At 65.9% G+C, this 17,111-nt stretch carries 16 protein-coding genes; 3 read left to right on the top strand and 13 right to left on the bottom strand.

Annotated elements, in window-relative coordinates:
• Positions 1-11: 11 nt before the first annotated feature.
• From KHY18_RS08650 to KHY18_RS08625, 6 genes are all read right to left on the bottom strand, one after another.
• Positions 12-842 (bottom strand): urease accessory protein UreD, encoded by an 831-nt coding sequence (locus KHY18_RS08650; protein WP_213298074.1) that lies wholly within the window; start codon positions 840-842, stop codon positions 12-14.
• A gap of 80 nt (positions 843-922) precedes the next feature.
• Entirely contained in the window at positions 923-1,441 is a 519-nt protein-coding gene (locus KHY18_RS08645; RefSeq protein WP_213298071.1) for a nucleoside deaminase, read from the bottom strand.
• A 54-nt stretch (positions 1,442-1,495) separates the two neighbouring features.
• A complete protein-coding gene (locus KHY18_RS08640) occupies positions 1,496-2,266 on the bottom strand; it encodes an ABC transporter permease (protein WP_213298069.1) in 771 nt (256 codons plus the stop codon).
• 22 nt (positions 2,267-2,288) lie between these two features.
• Positions 2,289-3,119 (bottom strand): ABC transporter ATP-binding protein, encoded by an 831-nt coding sequence (locus tag KHY18_RS08635; RefSeq protein WP_213298066.1) that lies wholly within the window; start codon positions 3,117-3,119, stop codon positions 2,289-2,291.
• Between the two features lie 38 nt (positions 3,120-3,157).
• Positions 3,158-4,192, bottom strand: a complete 1,035-nt coding sequence (locus KHY18_RS08630; protein ID WP_213298063.1) for an ABC transporter substrate-binding protein — start codon at positions 4,190-4,192, stop codon at positions 3,158-3,160.
• Between the two features lie 36 nt (positions 4,193-4,228).
• On the bottom strand, positions 4,229-5,254 hold the full coding sequence (locus KHY18_RS08625) for an ABC transporter substrate-binding protein (protein ID WP_213298060.1): 1,026 nt from the start codon (positions 5,252-5,254) through the stop codon (positions 4,229-4,231).
• 317 nt (positions 5,255-5,571) lie between these two features.
• Here KHY18_RS08625 and KHY18_RS08620 point away from each other — a divergent pair, with 317 nt between their 5' ends.
• Positions 5,572-6,213 carry a flavin reductase family protein gene (locus tag KHY18_RS08620; RefSeq protein ID WP_213298057.1) on the top strand — a complete coding sequence of 214 codons (642 nt, stop codon included), beginning with the start codon at positions 5,572-5,574 and terminating at the stop codon, positions 6,211-6,213.
• A gap of 67 nt (positions 6,214-6,280) precedes the next feature.
• On the opposite strand, the gene KHY18_RS08615 is transcribed toward KHY18_RS08620, so the two are convergent.
• The 6 genes from KHY18_RS08615 to KHY18_RS08590 form a co-directional block, all read right to left on the bottom strand.
• Positions 6,281-8,581 carry an NADP-dependent malic enzyme gene (locus KHY18_RS08615; RefSeq protein WP_213298054.1) on the bottom strand — a complete coding sequence of 767 codons (2,301 nt, stop codon included), beginning with the start codon at positions 8,579-8,581 and terminating at the stop codon, positions 6,281-6,283.
• A 169-nt stretch (positions 8,582-8,750) separates the two neighbouring features.
• Positions 8,751-10,238, bottom strand: a complete 1,488-nt coding sequence (locus tag KHY18_RS08610; RefSeq protein ID WP_213298051.1) for a nucleobase:cation symporter-2 family protein — start codon at positions 10,236-10,238, stop codon at positions 8,751-8,753.
• A 180-nt stretch (positions 10,239-10,418) separates the two neighbouring features.
• Positions 10,419-11,693, bottom strand: a complete 1,275-nt coding sequence (locus KHY18_RS08605; RefSeq protein WP_213298048.1) for a M20 family metallopeptidase — start codon at positions 11,691-11,693, stop codon at positions 10,419-10,421.
• On the bottom strand, positions 11,690-13,465 hold the full coding sequence (gene uraD, locus KHY18_RS08600; protein WP_213298045.1) for a 2-oxo-4-hydroxy-4-carboxy-5-ureidoimidazoline decarboxylase: 1,776 nt from the start codon (positions 13,463-13,465) through the stop codon (positions 11,690-11,692). Before uraD ends, KHY18_RS08605 begins: the two co-directional genes overlap by 4 nt.
• 5 nt (positions 13,466-13,470) lie before the next feature.
• Positions 13,471-14,427 (bottom strand): allantoinase PuuE, encoded by a 957-nt coding sequence (gene puuE, locus KHY18_RS08595; protein ID WP_213298182.1) that lies wholly within the window; start codon positions 14,425-14,427, stop codon positions 13,471-13,473.
• 11 nt (positions 14,428-14,438) lie between these two features.
• Positions 14,439-15,116 (bottom strand): GntR family transcriptional regulator, encoded by a 678-nt coding sequence (locus KHY18_RS08590; protein ID WP_213298042.1) that lies wholly within the window; start codon positions 15,114-15,116, stop codon positions 14,439-14,441.
• 92 nt (positions 15,117-15,208) lie between these two features.
• Here KHY18_RS08590 and uraH point away from each other — a divergent pair, with 92 nt between their 5' ends.
• Entirely contained in the window at positions 15,209-15,559 is a 351-nt protein-coding gene (gene uraH, locus KHY18_RS08585; RefSeq protein WP_213298039.1) for a hydroxyisourate hydrolase, read from the top strand.
• 97 nt (positions 15,560-15,656) lie between these two features.
• Here uraH and KHY18_RS08580 read toward each other — a convergent pair whose 3' ends face one another.
• Positions 15,657-16,187 carry a hypothetical protein gene (locus KHY18_RS08580; protein ID WP_213298036.1) on the bottom strand — a complete coding sequence of 177 codons (531 nt, stop codon included), beginning with the start codon at positions 16,185-16,187 and terminating at the stop codon, positions 15,657-15,659.
• 90 nt (positions 16,188-16,277) lie between these two features.
• On the opposite strand from KHY18_RS08580, the gene xdhC reads away from it, so the two are divergent.
• Positions 16,278-17,108: a xanthine dehydrogenase accessory protein XdhC gene (gene xdhC, locus KHY18_RS08575; RefSeq protein ID WP_249728995.1), complete on the top strand. Its 831-nt coding sequence runs from the start codon at positions 16,278-16,280 to the stop codon at positions 17,106-17,108.
• Positions 17,109-17,111 lie beyond the last annotated feature (3 nt).

Below are 17,111 nucleotides of genomic sequence, written 5' to 3'. Positions count from 1 at the left end.
GCCCGGGCGGGCTACATGGCCCAGATGCGCGGCGCCACGGCAGCCATGTCCCAGAAATGCGTGCGCCATAGCCGCCATACCTGCTGCCACAGCTGCATCACGGGCTCGACCATGGGTGCGAGCGCGCGCAGCACGATCATCTGGTCGTGCGGGCTGGTCACGCCGCAGCGGGGCGCGAGCGCATGGCTTTCGATCAGCGTGCGCGTCATCTCCAATGCGGCTTCGCGGCGCTCGCGCGCGATCGCGCTGCCGCTGACGAAGAACAGCGAGGCCAGGCAGCGCTGGCCGGCCAGGCCCAGCGGGCCGTCCATCAGCAGCGCGTCGCCCGCGGCCAGCGTGCCATGCTCCAGCCATTGGCCGGGCAGTTCCAGGTGCTGGGTATAGCGGCCGGCGGCAAAGGGCAGGCCTGCGTGGGGCAGGCCCAGCGCCGTCATGTCCCAGCCTATCAACTCGGCGCCCGGTGCGAGCTGCAACTCCAGCCGGTTGTGCGCGTCGCAGCCGCTGTAGGCGATGTTTTCCAGCGGCAGCCATTCCATGCGCGCGCCGGCGTCCAGCGTCAGGCGCGTGTCCTGCAGCGCGGGCGCGCCATTGGCGCGGTAAAAGCGCGTCGCCCCCGGCGTGGTGACCAGTGCATGGGCGCCGCTCGCCACGTGCGCGCGGATGTCGAGCGTGTCGCCGCTGACCAGGCCGCTGGGCGGATGCACCAGCACGTTGTGGCACACCGCATCGCCTTCGGGGTAGAGGCTGCGCAGCACGCGCAGCGGGCCGTTGTGGCGGTGGTGCACCACGCTGCGGCCGTGCGAAACGGCATAGTCGAGTTCAAGTTCTGCAAGCCAGGCCATGGGGGAAATCCAAACAAATCCAGATACCCCAGGATAAGCAAGAAGCGCGCCGCATGCACTGTTGTGGTGCCGGCCGGGGTTCAGTTGCCCCAATAGCCCGCGTGGGGTTCCAGCGCTTCCTCGGTCAGCATGGGCCCTATGCAGGCGATGGGCTGGGGCGCGAGCGCCAGCAGTTCGGCCGCGGCCATGCTGCTGCGAAAGCTGTCGATGCGCTGGCCGCAGAGCTGGCGCAGATGGTCGTTGGCCAGGCCGTAGACCACGCGGCGTATGCCGCTGCACAGGATGGCGCCTGCGCACATCATGCAGGGCTCGGCCGACGCATAAAGAGTCGCCTGCGCCAGGCTTTCGAGCTGGGCCGGCGTGCGCAGCTGGCGCAGCGCGTTGATTTCGGCATGTCCCGTGCAGTCACCGCTTTCGCTGATGTTGCAGTAGGCCTCGGCCAGCAGCTGCCCTTCGGCCGAGACGATGACCGCGCCAAAAGGCCGGTTGCCGCGCGCCCGCGCCGTCGCCGCCCATTGGAATGCCAGCCGCAGCAAGTCCTCGTCCCTGGCCTGTGGTGCAAGTGAAAGTTGCGACGGGTGTTGGGCAGGCTGGGTCAAGGCATGTCTCCGGTATGGGCGGGCGGCATGGAATGGCGGCGGGGCGGCGGATGCTCAGTGGTTGTTCGAGCCGCGGTGGGCCCAGCCGGTGGTGCGCTTTTCGACCCAGCTGAACAGTTCGTACATCGCCATGGCCATCGCGCCGACGACCAGCAGGCCGGCGAAGGCCAGGCCCATCTGCATCGACGAGCCCGCCGAGATCAGCAGATAGCCTATGCCTTCATTGGCGGCCGTCATTTCCGAGACCGTGGTGCCGACGAAGGCCAGCGTGATCGCGACCTTGAGCGAACCGTAGAAGTAGGGCATGGAGCGCGGCAGGCCGACCTTGGTCAGCACGTCCCAGCGCTTGGCGCCGAGCACGCGCAGCACGTCTTCGAGTTCGGGCTCGAGCGTGGCCAGGCCGGTCGCGATGTTGACCATGATGGGAAAGAAGCTGATCAGGAACGCGGTCAGGATGGCCGGGCCTGCGCCAATGCCGAACCAGACCACGAGAATCGGCACGAACGCGGCCTTGGGCAGCGCATTGAAAGCCGTCATCAGCGGGTACAGCGCGGCATAGGCCAGGCGCGAACTGCCGATCAGAAAGCCCAGCAGCACGCCGACGACGATGGCCAGGCCGAAGCCGGCCATCGTCACCCAGTAGGTGCGCCAGGCATGCATGGCGATCACGCCGCTGAACTCGACGAACTGCGTGAGTATCAGCCAGGGGCTGGGGAAGATGAATTCGGAAACCTGGAAGGCCGAGCAGATGACCTGCCAGAGGATGATGATGGCCAGCATCAGCAGCCAGGGAGACCAGCGTTCGACGCGCGGAGAGATTTTCATGGTGTGACTTTCTTGCGGCGTCTCAAACGCTGGCGGCGGTGCTGGGCGCGGCGTGGCGCAGCGCGCCGATGTGGCCGCGCAGCTCGTGCACGATGTCGCTGAATTCCTTGGTGTAGGTCAGCTCCAGATCGCGCGGGCGCGGCAGCTCGATCTCGCGCTTGACGACGAAACGGCCCGGGCTCTTGCTCATCACATAGACCGTGTCGGCGAGGAACACCGATTCGCGCAGGTCGTGCGTCACCAGGATCACATTGAATTTCTGCTCGGTCCAGAGGTCGCGCAGGATGCACCAGAGTTCCTCGCGCGTGAACGCGTCGAGCGCGCCGAACGGCTCGTCGAGCAGCAGCAGCTTGGGTTCGTGGATCAGCGCGCGGCAGATGCTCGCGCGCTGCTGCATGCCGCCCGAAAGCTGCCAGGGGAACTTGTCTTCGTAGCCGGCAAGACCCACTTTCTGCAGCAGACGGCGCGCCCGTTCTTCATACTCGGCGCGCTTGGCCTTGAACTGGCTGCGGTGGGGCTCGACGATTTCCAGCGGCAGCAGCACGTTCTCGACCGTGGTGCGCCAGGGCAGCAGCGACGGCGCCTGGAAGGCCATACCCGATATCTTCAGCGGCCCGGTCACGGGCTGGCCGTCGATCAGGATGCGTCCGATGGAGGGCATGCACAGGCCCGTGGCGAGCTTCATGAAGGTGGACTTGCCGCAGCCCGAAGGCCCGACGATGGCAATGAATTCGCCTTGCTGCAGTTGCAGGTCGATGGCTTCGACGGCGAAGTGGTTCTGCGCGCGCAGCTCTTCGTTGTAGGCGAGCCAGACATTGCGGAAGTCGACAAAAGGAGGGGCGGTGTCCGTCATGCGGTTCTTTTCTTTGGTGCGGTGTCAGCCCGCGGGCATCATTTCTTCGGCAGCACGTCGAGCGCTGCGGCGGAGGGCAGGAAGCTGCCGTTCCAGACCGCATTGGCCGGCACGGGGTTCTTCGTGCCGTAGGCCTTGGCGACCTGTTCGGCCATCAACTGCAGCCGTGGCAGGCGCAGTTGGCCAAAGCCTTCTTCGCGTGCGCCCGGGCCGTCGATCGCGGTCTCGATGGTCAGTTGCAGGCGCTTGATTTCGACTTCGGTGTTGACCAGGCCGTCCTTGGCCTTGAGCGAGGCGATCGCGGCAGCGGGCTGGGCGATGACTTCCTTCGCACCCTTGGCAAACGCGGCCAGGAAGGCCTTGAGCGCTTCGGGCTTCTCGGCGATCAGCTTGGGGCTGGCGATGATGACGTTGCCGTAGAGCTTCACACCATGCGTCGCATAGGGCAGCACGACGATGTCTTCGCGCTTGACGCCGCGCGCCTCGAGGTTGAGCAGGCTGGTGAAGGTGTAGCCCGTGACGGCATCGATGTCACCGCGCACCAGCATGGTTTCGCGCAGCGGTGGATCCATCGTGGTCCACTGCACTTCGCCCACGTTGTTGGCTTGCGCGAACAGCGGAAAGGTGCGCCGGCCGGCGTCGAAGATGGGCGCGCCCAGCTTTTTGCCCGTCAGATCGGCGGCCGTCTTGATGCCGCTTTTCTTCAGCGCCATGACCGAGGCCGGCGTGGTGTTGTAGATCACCATCACGGCCACGGGCTTGATCGGCGCGTCGGGGTTGTTGGCGTGGAATTCCATCAGCGCCGACAGGTCGGCAAAGCCCAGGTCGTGCGTGCCCGAGGCCACGCGCTGGATCGCGCCCGCGCCGCTCGCTGCTTCCACCGTCACGTCCAGGCCGTTGTCCTTGTAGTAGCCTTTGGCGCCGGGGTGCACGAAGAACGCTGCCGGGCCTTCGAAGCGCCAGTCGAGCTGGAATTTCAGGGGCGTGACGGCGGGTGCCGCGGCAATGCTCCAGGCGGAGGCGGTCAGCGCTGCGATGGCAACGGCGGTCTGGAGGAAGGAGCGTTTGTTCACTGGAGTTTCCTGGTGAGGTGGGGCGGCGCGCGCGGCTTACTTGCGCGGCAGGATGTCGAGCGCGGCGGCGGTCGGCAGGAAGCTGCCGTTCCACACCGTGGCCGTGGGCACGCGCTGCTTGGTCGCGTAGACGTCCGAGACCTGCGAGGCCATCAGCGACAGGCGCGCGGCGTTGATCTGGCCGAAGCCTTCGGCGCGCGCGTCGGGGCTGTTGACGACGGTGTCGATCGCCAGTTGCAGGCGGCGCGTTTCCAGCGGCACGTTGACGATGCCGTCACGCGCCTTGACGGCGGTGATCGCGTCGGCGGGCTTGGCGATGACTTCCTTCGCGCCCTTGGTGAAGGCGCGCAGGAACTTGCGCACGGCTTCGGGGTTCTCCTGAATCAGCTTGCTGCTGGCGATGATCACGTTGCCGTACATCTTCACGCCGTAGTCGGCGTACTGCAGCACCACCACGTCCTGGGCCTTGACGCCACGCGCTTCGAGGTTGAGCAGCGAGGTGAAGGTGAAGCCGGTGATCGCGTCGATGTCACCGCGCACCAGCATGGTTTCGCGCAGCGGCGGGTCCATGGAAGTCCAGGCCACGTTGCCCACCTTGTTGGCGGCGGCGAAGATCGGGAAGGCCTTGCGCCCGGCGTCGAACACCGGCGCGCCCAGCTTCTTGCCCGTCAGATCGGCGGCGGTCTTGATACCGCTTTTCTTCAGCGCCATCACCGACGACGGCGTGTTGTTGTAGACCACCATCACGGCCACGGGTTTGTTGGGCGCATCGGGGTTGTTCGCGTGGAACTCCATCACCGCGGCCAGATCGGCAAAGCCCATGTCATAGGTGCCCGAAGCCACGCGCTGCACCGCTCCTCCCGAACCGCTGCCCGCATCGACCTGCACGTCCAGACCTTCGGCCTTGAAGTGGCCCTTGGCCACCGGCTGGAGGAAGAACGCCGCCGGGCCTTCGAAGCGCCAGTCGAGCTGGAACTTGATCGGCGTGTCGGCCGCATGGGCGGCAACGCAGGAAAGGGCGAGGGCGGCCGCGCTGGCCTTCAGGAAGAAACGCTTTTGCATGGTGATCCTTGAAAGGAGTGGGCAGTTAATAACCATGACAGCGCAAAAACAATGCCAGCTTGCAAACGCCGCTGCGCATTGCTGCAGGGCCCGGTGTGCACCGATGCGGTGCGACAAAAGTTGCATACAGTGCTTGCATACACTTACTGGGGCGTCGTTGTGCGCCGAGTTGGTGCGTGCTGCCGGCCGCACTGTTTGCCCGCCCCTAGGCAAAACATGAGGGGGCGCCATGTTCCTCGGCATGCTTATTGCGAAAATCTGTTCAATTCCCGCGCTTGTATGCAAGCGCGCGCCCCCGACATTCCCGAAGGCCCGTAATGACCGAGATCGATTTCACCCAGATAGACAGCTATGCGCGCTACAAGCTGATGGCCAGCCTGATCGTGCCGCGCCCAATCGCGCTGATCACCACGCTGGCCGAAGATGGCACGGTGAACGCCGCGCCGTTCAGCATGTTCAACATGGTGGGCGAGGACCCGCCCATCGTGATGGTGAGCATCAACAAGCTCAGCGACGGCCACCTCAAGGACACCGCCGCGCACATTCTGCGCATGCGCGAATTCGTGGTGCATATCGCCGACGAAGCGATTGCCGAAGCCATGCACCGCTGTGGTGACCGCCTGCCGGTCACGCAGAGCGAATTGGTGCATGCGGGGCTCGATACCTTGCCGTCGCAGCGCGTGCAGCCGCCGCGCATCGCCCAGGCTCCCGTCGCCTTCGAGTGCGTGCTGCACGAGGTGATGGAAACCGAAAGCCGCTATGTGTTCATAGGCCGCGTGGTCTGGCTCGCGGTGCGCGACGGCCTGGTAGACACCGAGAAGTGGCGCGTGTCGCTGCAGGACTACTTTCCCGTGGGCCGTTTCGGCGCGAGCTTCTATGTGACTTGCCGCGATCGCTTTGCGATCACCGGCGACGCTGCCCAGACCGCGCAGGCCAGTACCGCGATCGATGAGATCTAGACGGGCATAAAAAAGCACGCCCGAAAGCGTGCTTTTAGCGCAGACCCTGCCAGCGCAGGGTGCAGCTTCAGGCGGCGTGCAGCGTCTGGGCCTGGGCCGCGGCCAGCGCGGTCATGTTGACGACGCGGCGCACGGTGCTCGAAGGCGTCAGCACATGGGCGGCGGCGGCGCTGCCCAGCAGCATCGGGCCGATGGTCGTGCCGTGCGCGGCCGTGGTCTTGAGCACGTTGAACAGGATGTTCGCGGCGTCGAGATTCGGGCAAATCAGCACATTGGCTTCGCCGTCGAGCGAGCTTTCCAGCAGCGCGCGGGCGCGCACTTCGGGCGACAGCGCGGCATCGCCGTGCATTTCGCCGTCGCATTCGATGTGCGGCACGTTCTTGGCGAACTGCTCGCGCGCGGCGCGCATCTTCAGCGCCGAGGGGCGTGTCGACGAACCGTAGTTCGAGTGCGACAGGAACGCCACCTTGGGCGGCAGGCCGAAGCGCTGCACTTCCTCGGCCGCCATCTGCGCAATGCTGGCCAGCAGGTCGGCGTCGGGGTTGTCGTTGATGTAGGTGTCGGCGATGAACAGCGTGCGGCTTTCGAGCATCAGCGCGTTCACGGTGGCGAAACCAGGAGCGCCATCTTTCAGGCCCAGCACCTTCTCGATGTGCTCGAGGTGGCTGTCGAAGCGGCCCACCAGGCCGCACAGCATCGCGTCGGCATCACCCAGATGCACCATCAGCGCGGCGATCAGCGTGTTCGAGCGACGCACGGCCACCTTGGCGTTCTCGGGCGTGACGCCGTTGCGGCCCATCAGCTTGTGATACGTTTCCCAGTACTGGCGAAAGCGCGGGTCGTCTTCGGGGTCGCAGATCTCGACATCCTTGCCCGGCTGCAGGCGCAGGCCGGCCTTGGCGATGCGCGTGGCGATCACTGCGGGGCGGCCGATCAGGATGGGCTTGGCCAGGCCGTCGTCGACGGCGACCTGCACGGCGCGCAGAACGCGCTCGTCTTCACCTTCGGCGTAGGCAACACGTTGCAGGTTCTGCTTGGCCGCGGCAAACACCGGGCGCATGAACATGCTGGTCGAGTAGACGAAGCGCGACAGGCTTTCGCGGTAGGCGTCGTAGTCGGCGATGGGGCGCGTGGCGACACCCGAAGCTTCGGCGGCGCGTGCCACGGCGGGTGCGATGCGCAGGATCAAGCGCACGTCGAACGGCGTGGGAATGATGTAGTCGGGGCCGAACGACAGTTCCTTGCCCTGGTAGGCGGCGGCGACTTCGTCGCTCATCTCGGCCTTGGCCAGGTTGGCGATTTCGCGCACGCAGGCCAGCTTCATTTCCTCGGTGATCTTGGTCGCGCCGCAATCGAGCGCGCCGCGGAAGATGTAGGGGAAGCACAGCACGTTGTTCACCTGGTTCGGGTAATCCGAACGGCCGGTGGCGATGATGCAGTCGGGGCGGATGGCCTTGGCCAGCTCGGGGCGGATTTCAGGCTCGGGGTTGGCCAGCGCCAGAATGATTGGCTTGTCGGCCATGGTCTTGACCATCTCGGCCGTGAGCACGCCAGGTGCCGAGCAGCCCAGGAACACGTCGGCCGCATTGACCGCGTCGGCCAGCGTGCGGCCTTCGGTCTTTTGCGCGTACTGCGCCTTGGACGCGTCGAAGCCGCCGGGGCGGCCTTCATAGATCAGGCCCTTGGAGTCGCACATGAACACGTTTTCACGCTTCACGCCCAGACCCACCATCACGTTGACGCAGGCGATCGCCGCGGCGCCCGCGCCCGACACGGCGATCTTCACCTTGTCGATTTCCTTGCCCACCAGCTCCAGGCCGTTGAGCAGCGCGGCGCTGGAGATGATGGCCGTGCCGTGCTGGTCGTCATGGAACACCGGAATGTTCATGCGCTTGGACAGCTCCTGCTCGATGTAGAAGCACTCGGGGGCCTTGATGTCCTCGAGGTTGATGCCGCCGAGCGTGGGCTCGAGCGCGGCAATGATGTCGATCAGCTTGTCGGGATCGCGTTCGGCGAGTTCGATGTCGAACACGTCGACGCCGGCGAACTTCTTGAACAGGCAGCCCTTGCCCTCCATCACCGGCTTGCTGGCCAGCGGGCCGATGTCGCCCAGACCCAGCACGGCCGTGCCGTTGGTGATCACGCCGACCAGGTTGCCGCGCGCGGTGTACTCGGCCGCCAGCGTGGGATCGGCCTGGATGTCGAGGCAGGGGTAGGCGACGCCGGGCGAGTAGGCCAGCGACAGATCGCGCTGGTTGGACAGCGGCTTGGTCGGGGTGACCGAAATCTTGCCCTTGTTGGGGCTGCGGTGGTATTCGCGCGCAGCTTCGCGCAGGGCTTGTTCGGCAGTGGACAGGTTCTGGGTCATACGAAAATTCTCGACAACAAATGGCTTACTGCTAGCTTACCTGATGGCAGCGCGGTCCATGGCCTAGATGACCATGTCCCACTGGCAGGGAAAACAAATCCCCCGAGCCTTGTGGCAGGGGGGAGGAGGGCCGGCGGTAGCCGGCGGCAGCTGCGGGCCTGTGCGTCGCTCAGTGGGCGTCGGCTTGGCGGGCAGCTCGCACAACGTCGGCAGTGTCGCCGCGCGTTCCGTTAAAGAAAATGTTCAATGCCACAGCGGCAAGTGAGGCCAGCAGGATACCGGATTCAATGAGCGGATGGATGGCATGCGGCATCCATTGGCGGAAATTGGGCGCGACCAGCGGCACCATGCCGACGCCGATCGACACCGCGACGATCATGGCGTTGTTGCGGTTCTTCTGGAAATCGACATTGCTCAGAATGCGGATTCCGGTGGAGGCCACCATGCCGAACATCACCAGTCCCGCGCCGCCCAGCACCACGGTGGGCAGGGACTCGATCAGCGCGGCCATCTTGGGCAGCAGGCCCAGCACCACCAGGATCACGCCGCCAGCCACGCAGACCCAGCGGCTCTTGACGCCGGTGACGGCCACCAGACCCACGTTCTGCGAGAAGCTGGTGTAGGGGAAGGTGTTGAAGATGCCGCCGATCAGCGTGCCCAGGCCGTCGGTGCGCAGGCCGCGCGTGAGGTCGTCCTGGCTGATCTTGCGCCCGGTCATTTCACCCAGCGCGAGGAACATGCCCGTGGACTCGATCATCACCACGATCATCACAAGGGACATGGTCAGTATCAGCATCGGGTCGAACACCGGCAGTGCTATCTCGAACGGCAGCACGATGTTGAACCATTGGGCCTCGGCCACCTTGTGGAAGTCCATCAGGCCCATCAGCGTGGTGGCAACGCCGCCGATCACGATGCCCAGCAGCACCGAGATGTTGGCGATGAAGCCCTTGCCGAAGCGCGCGATCAGCAAAATGGACACCAGCACCAGCGCGGAAATGCCCACGCCGGTCAGGTCGCCGTAGCGCGGGTTGGGCAGCGTGGGAACGACCGACAGGCCCTTGGGCACGGGCTGCAGCGAACTGCCGGGCGCGCCGGCCGCGGCCTGGGCTTCGGCCAGCCACTTGATGTGTTCGGGGTTGGGCACGCTGGGCGCGGTCGGGCCCACGGGGTTGCCGAAAATCCAGTTGATGCCCACGCGCATCAGGCTGATGCCAATGACCAGAATAATGGTGCCGGTCACCACGGGCGGGAAAAAGCGCAGCATGCGGCTGATGGCCGGCGCCAGCAGCAGCGACACCACGCCCGCGCCTATGACCGAGCCGAAGATCAGCCCGGCTCCCGCAGGCCCCGAGGTGCTCTGCGCCATCGACACCATGGGCGCGACGCTCGCGAACGTCACACCCATCATCACCGGCAGCCGTATGCCGAACCATTGCGTCGCGCCCATGGCCTGGATCAGCGTGATCAGACCGCAGCAGAACAGGTCGGCTGAAATCAGCATCGCCACCTGTTCCGCAGGCAGGTTCAGCGCGCGGCCGATGATCAGCGGCACGGCGACGGCGCCGGCATACATCACCAGCACATGCTGCAGGCCCAGGGCCGTGAGACGGCCCATGGGAAGTTTCTCGTCGACGGGGTGAATCGCAGTTTCCATGGGGGTCCTTTGCACAGGCAGCGAAAGCTGCTGCGCCGGGTTCAATTTCCATACAGAATGTGTATACAGATTGAACCGCAAGACCCCGCGCATTTGGATGGCGATTACCCTAATCGGCGCTTGAATGACACAAGAAAAAGGCCCTGTGAAAACAGGGCCTGGAACGGGGCAGGGTGGGGCTCAGCCAAGCAGATCGTGCAGGCTGCGCGCGATGACCTTGGTCGCGCGGCGCAGGTCTTCGAGGTCAAGGCGTTCGTCGGCGCGCTTGGCGTGCGATTCGAGCACCGTGCGCGGGCCGGCGCCGTAGATCACGCCGGGAATGCCTTGCTCGGCATACAGGCGCACATCGGTGTAGAGCGGCGTGCCCACGGCCGGCGGCTTCTCGCCGAACACGGCTTCGCCGTGCTGCTGGATGGCATCGACCAGCGGCTGGTTGCCGGCCAGCGGCGTCATGGCGCGCGCCAGCAGGATGCGCTTGATGTCGATGCGCACCGCATCGTTGCCTTGCAGGTCATGCAGCTGGTTGAAGTCGGCCGCGGACTGGGCAATCACTGCGCGTATGCTGGCTTCGACGGCCACCGGATCTTCCTCGGGAATCATGCGCCGGTCGAGCTTGAGCAGCACCTTGCCGGGAACGACGTTGGTATTGGTGCCGCCTTCGATGCGACCGATGTTGAGGTAAGGGTGGGAGATGCCCGGCACGGCGGAAGTGATCTGCCGGTACTTGGCGTTCTCGGCGTACAGCGCGTTCATCAGCGCCACGGCCGCCTGCAGCGCGTCGACGCCGGTATGCGGCACGGCCGCATGCGCCATCTTGCCGTGCACCGTGACTTCCATCTGCAGGCAGCCGTTGTGCGCGGTGACGACTTCGTAGCTGAAGCCTGCGGCGATCATCAGATCAGGCTTTGTCAGCTGGTTCTTCAGCAGCCAGCCCGGGCCGAGTTCGCCGCCGAATTCCTCGTCATAGGTGAAGTGCAGTTCGATCGCGCCCTGGGTGGGCCTGGCCACGGCTTCGAGCGCCTGCACGGCGAACGTGAAGCTCGCGAAATCGCTCTTGCTCACGGCCGACGCGCGGCCGTAGAGCTTGCCTTCGTCGATCTCGGCGCCATACGGGTCGCGGCTCCAGCCTTCGCCCGGTGGCACGACGTCGCCATGCGCGTTCAGCGCAATCGTGCGGCCCGAGCCCGCGGGGCCGTAGGGGCGGCGCACGATCAGATTGGTGATCGATTCCATGCCATAGGCTTGGACTTCGGCCGTGGGCACGGCATGCTTTTCGGCCTGCATGCCGAAGTCCTGCAGCAGCGTGGCAGTGCGTTCGGCATGCGGCGCGTTGTTGCCGGGCGGGGTGTCGGTGGGCACGTGCACCAGCGCCTGCAGGAAGCGCACTTCGGCGTCGAAATGCGCGTCTATCCAGGCGTCGAGTGCGCAGTAGGTGGAATCGGTGGCTTGGCTCATCGTGCTTCGTCGCTCAATTGGTTCAGTACGTGGGTGAAGGCATCGACCGCGAGCTGCATGTCGTCGGCCGTGGTGCTTTCCAGCGGGTTGTGGCTGATGCCGGCGTTGAGGCCGCGCACGAACAGCATCGCCTGGGGCATGATTTCGTGCAGCTTCATGGCGTCATGGCCCGCGCCGCTGGGCAGGCGCAGCACCGGCAGGCCCAGCGCATCGACGGCTTTCTCCCAGCGCTGCTGCCACACCGGATCGCTGGGCGCGGCGCACGCGCTCATGGCGAGTTCGCTGCTGCAGCGCAGGCCGCGGCGCGCGGTGATCGCCTGCAGTTCGGCCAGTATGTCGGCGACCAGCGCGTCGCGCTGGGCGTCGGTGGGCGCGCGCATGTCGAGGCTGAAGCAGCAGCGGCCGGGCACGACGTTGATCGAGCCGTTGGGCACCTGCCACTGGCCTATCGTGGCCACCGAGTCGCCATCGCGCGCCGCGCGCTGCTCGACGAACAGCGCGAGCTCGGCGACGGCCGTGGCCGCGTCGCGGCGGCGGTTCATGGGCGTGGTGCCTGCATGGCTGGCCATGCCGGTCATTTCGCACAGATAGCGCACGCTGCCGTTGATCGACGTGACCACGCCCAGCGGAATGTCGAGTTCGTTGAGCACCGGACCCTGCTCGATATGCACTTCGACAAAGCCCAGGTACTGCGCAGGATCGCGCTGCAGCGCGGGAATGTCGTCGGGGCACAGGCCCGCGTGCTGCATCGCGGCGCGCATGGTGATGCCGTCGGCATCTTCCTGGTCCAGCCATTCGGGGCGGAAGTCGCCGATCAGCGCGCCCGAGCCCAGGAACGTGGCCTTGTAGCGCTGGCCTTCCTCTTCGGCGAAGGCCACGACTTCGATGCCGAACGGCAGACGCCGGCCCGCGCGGTGCAGCTCGCGCACGCAGGCCATGGGCACGAAGATGCCCAGGCGGCCGTCGTACTTGCCGCCGTTGCGCACGGTGTCGTAATGGCTGCCCGTGAGCAGATAGCGGCCGGCGGCGTCGCTGGGGTGATAACGGCCGACGACATTGCCGACGGCGTCGATCGCGACTTCATCGAAGCCGCAGTCGCGCATCCAGCCGCTGATGCGCTGGGCGCAGGCGCGGTGGGCGTCGGTGAGATAGGTCACCGTGAGCTGGCCGAGTTCGGCAAAGCCCGGGTCCGAGTGCCGGGCCAGCGATTCCTGCCAGTCCCAGACATCGTTGCCCAGCGTGGGCACATGGCCGAACTTGTCGTTGAGGCGGATTTCGGCGATGCGGTGGATGTTGCGTATCGCCTCGGCGCATTCGAAGTCGGGGTGGTTGTGCAGACGGCGCGCGAACGTGGCGATGATTTCCTGCTTGCCCAGGCCCAGGCCGCGCGGGCCGCGCACCGCGAGAATGAATGGAAAGCCGAAGCGCGCGTTGTAGTCGGCGTTGAGCTGCTGGATGCGCGCGAACTCCTCGAGCGAGCATTGCGTGAGCCCGGCGCGGTTCTGTTCGTTGGTCGACTCGGCCGTGAGACTGCGCGCCACCATGGCCTTGCCCGCGAGTTCGGGGTGGGCGCGAATCAGGTCGATGCGCGATTGCGGCGATGCATCGGCCAGCACCTTGACCATCGCGTGCTTGAGATGGTCCAGCGAGCGGAACGGCCGTTCGGCCAGCGCCGCCGCAGCAATCCAGGGCGAGTGTTCATACAGGCCGTCGAGCAGGGCAAGGGCCTGGGCCGGGTCGGCCTGATTCAGTTGTTCCAGCGTCAAGGGCATGAGGTTCAATCCTGGCAGGGGTGGGTCTGTGCCCAGTGGCGTGCGATGTCGATGCGTCGGCACACCCAGACAGCGTCGTGCTGCTGGATATGGTCGAGAAAGCGCTGCAGCGCGGTGATGCGGCCGGGCTTGCCCAGCAGCCGGCAGTGCATGCCTATGCTCATCATCTTGGGCGCGTTGTCGCCCGCGGGGTCGCCTTCGGCGTAGAGCACGTCGAAAGTGTCCTTGAGGTATTGGAAGAACGGATCGGCGTGCGAGAAGCCCTGGGGCAGCGCGAAGCGCATGTCGTTGCAGTCGAGCGTGTACGGCACGATCAGCTGGCGCGCGCTGTCGCCGTTGCTGGTGCCGACTTTCATCCAGAACGGCAGGTCGTCGCCGTAGTAGTCGCTGTCGTAGGCGAAGCCGCCGAAATCGGCGACCAGACGGTGGGTGTTGGGGCTGTCGCGGCCCGTGTACCAGCCCAGGCCGTGCTCCTTGCGGTCGCCGAACAGCTGCTGGAAGATATCCATCGCCTGGCGCATGTGGGCGCGTTCGACTTCCTCGGGAACGCCCTGGTAGTGGATCCACTTGAGGCCGTGGCAGGCGATCTCGTGGCCCAGTTCGACGAAAGCCTGGGTCACGTCGGGGTGGCGCTGCAGGGCCGTCGCCACGCCGAACACCGTGAGCGGCAGGCCGCGCTTCTCGAACTCGCGCAGCAGGCGCCAGACACCGGCGCGCGAGCCGTATTCGTAGATGCCTTCCATGCTCATGTGGCGCTCGGGATAGGCCGCGGGATTGAACATTTCGGACAGGAACTGCTCGCTTGCCGGGTCGCCATGCAGCACGGCGTTTTCGCCGCCTTCCTCGTAGTTGAGAACGAACTGCACGGCGATGCGTGCCTGGCCCGGCCATCGCGCATGGGGCGGCTTGCGGCCGTAGCCCACCAGGTCACGGGGATAGGGGGCGGTGGCGTCGTACAGCATGCGCAGGTGTTTCAAACAGAGAGGGAGGAGAGGGCCTGGGACAGGTCGTTGGCGGGCATTTCGCGGTCGAACATCAGCCCGGCCTCGACATGCAATAAATGTTCCTGCATCAGGCGCACGGCCAGCTCGGCATCTTTCGCCGCGAGCGCCGAAACGATCTCGGCATGCTCTTCGTGCGAGTGCTCGGCGGCCGAGTCGGACTGGTACATCAGCATGATCAGCGCGCAGCGCGACGTGAGGTCGGCGATCATCTGGGCCAGTACTTCGTTGCCCATCAGTTCGGCCATGCGCACATGGAAGTCGCCCAGCAGTTCGGTGCGCTCGCCGACATCGGAGCGGTCCATCGCGGCCTGCTCGGCGGCCACATGGGTGCGCAGCGCCTGGATCTTGGCGGGCGTGACGCCCGCGACAAAGGCGCGCGTCATTTCGGTTTCGAGCATGCGGCGCACGGCGAACACCTGGCGCGCCTCCTGCACCGAAGGCGTGGAAACATAGGCGCCGCGCGCGGGCTCCAGCGTGACAAGGCGGTTCTGCGTGAGCTGGAACAGCGCCTGGCGTACCAGCGTGCGGGACACGCCGAAATGATCTGCGAGCTTTTGTTCGCCGAGCTTGGTGCCGGGGCGCAGCTTGTGCTCCACGATGGCGCGGGTCAGCGCATCGGCAATGGTGCGGGTGGTCGTGGATTCCATGGTGCAATCTTAGCGGGTGTAGAACAAAATTTGTATACAATTTTGACGGCAGGCCGCCATCCGGCAAGGCTAATGCAAACAGGAGATTCCCCATGGGCCTGAGCACCCACGTTCTCGACACGATGCACGGCTGCCCGGCCGCCGGCATGGCCGTATCTTTCTATCGCACCGAGGGCGACCAGGCCACGCTGCTGCGCCAGTTGGTTCTCAACAGCGACGGCCGCACGGACAGCCCGCTGTTCGACAACGCGAGCCTGCAGACCGGCACCTACCGGCTGACTTTCGACGTGGCCGCCTATTTCAAGGCGCGCGGCGTGGCCCTGCCCGAACCCAACTTTCTGAACCGTGTGAGCCTGGATTTCGGCGTCGCCCATGCCGATCAGCATTACCACGTGCCGTTGCTGGTGAGCCCGTGGAGTTATTCGACTTATCGGGGGTCGTGACAGTCGGCCCTGTGGTCCTTTGGCTGGCTCAGGGCGCAGAGCGAACGGCCATCAGCGATTGATGGTGCGCTTGTTCAAGGGGCGGTGAAATACGCCTTCAGCGCTGCCCCTCAGTCAACGTATCGAGCTGAAACTGCCCCGACTTGTCCCACAGCCAGGTATCGGTATAGGTCACCTTGCCCATGCGCGCGGGCACGGGGTAGGGCGCGGCGCTGCGCACCGTGCGTTCGATTTCGGCGATGACTTCGGGCGCATGTTTGGGCGCGCGCATCCAGCTCAGGCGCTGCACGCGGCCATTGCGGTCGATATCGACTTCGAGCACGCCCACCGCATACAGCATGGGCGGCAACTGGCCCTTGTAGATGCGCTGCGCGTTGTGGGCATACAGGTGCTTTGCGGCATCGGCGCGGTAGGCGCGCGGCGTCGCAGCGCCCGACGGCGCGGATGCGGCGCTGGGCGGGCCTTGCTCGGCGGCACCGGGGCCAGGGCCGGGCTCGGGCGGCACGGGCGGCGACTTGCAGGCCGCGACCAGCGAGGCGACGCCGGCCATGAGGCTGGCCCAGAGCCAGGAACGTGGACGACCGGTGTCGGACGGTTTGGAAGATGTGGGGGAACGCTTATCGGGCATGCTGCGAGGTTATCCTGAAAGCCTGCGGGTCCAGCGACGCCAACGTCCAAAACCATGCACTGCGCTGGCAAAGTGGGGAAGGATTTTCGTTTGAATACATTAAAAACGGCCTGTGACAAGCTTGGCGCCGCGCCGGCCTGCTGGGTCGAAGTGCTGCGGTCCCAGGGCTCGGTGCCGCGCGAAGCCGGCACCTGGATGCTGGTGCTGGCCGACGACCTGGTCGGCACGATTGGCGGCGGCCATCTCGAGTTTCAGGCCATGGCCCAGGCGCGGCAATTGCTCAACGATGGCCAGCCCGCGCTGGAGCAACGCTATGCGCTGGGCCCCAGCCTGGGCCAGTGCTGCGGCGGCGTGGTGTGGTTGCGCTTCGAGCCGTTGGCGCGGGGCGATCTGACCGGGCTGCGCGCGCTGGCCGCACGCAGCGCCGCGCGCCTGGCGCCCGCGCTGCGCGTGGCCTTGTTCGGCGCGGGCCACGTGGGCCATGCGCTGGTGCGCCTGCTGAGCACGCTGCCCTGCAGGCTGCATTGGATAGACAGCCGCGACGCGGTGTTCGAGACGCAGTGGGTGGATGACAGCACGGGTGCCGTGGTGTGCGAGCATTCCGCGCCGGTCGAGGCCGCGGTCGCCGATCTTGCGGCGCATTCGCAGGTGCTGATCATGAGCTTCAGCCATGCCGAAGACCTCGAAGTGGTCGCGGCCTGCCTGCAACGCCAGCGCGCGCGCGCCGACCTCGATTTCATCGGCCTGATCGGCAGCGCGACCAAGTGGGCGGTGTTTCGCAAGCGGCTGGCGCAACGCGGTTTCAGCGAACAGGAAATGGACCAGGTGACCTGCCCCATAGGACTGCCGGGAATCACCGGCAAGGAGCCCGACGTGATCGCCGTCGCCGTGGCCGCGCAATTGCTGCAGCGGCGGGGCTGAGCC

Source organism: Acidovorax sp. CCYZU-2555 (assembly GCF_018413525.1).
Lineage (GTDB): Bacteria > Pseudomonadota > Gammaproteobacteria > Burkholderiales > Burkholderiaceae_C > Comamonas.
This window is presented reverse-complemented; position numbering and strand designations above follow the sequence as displayed.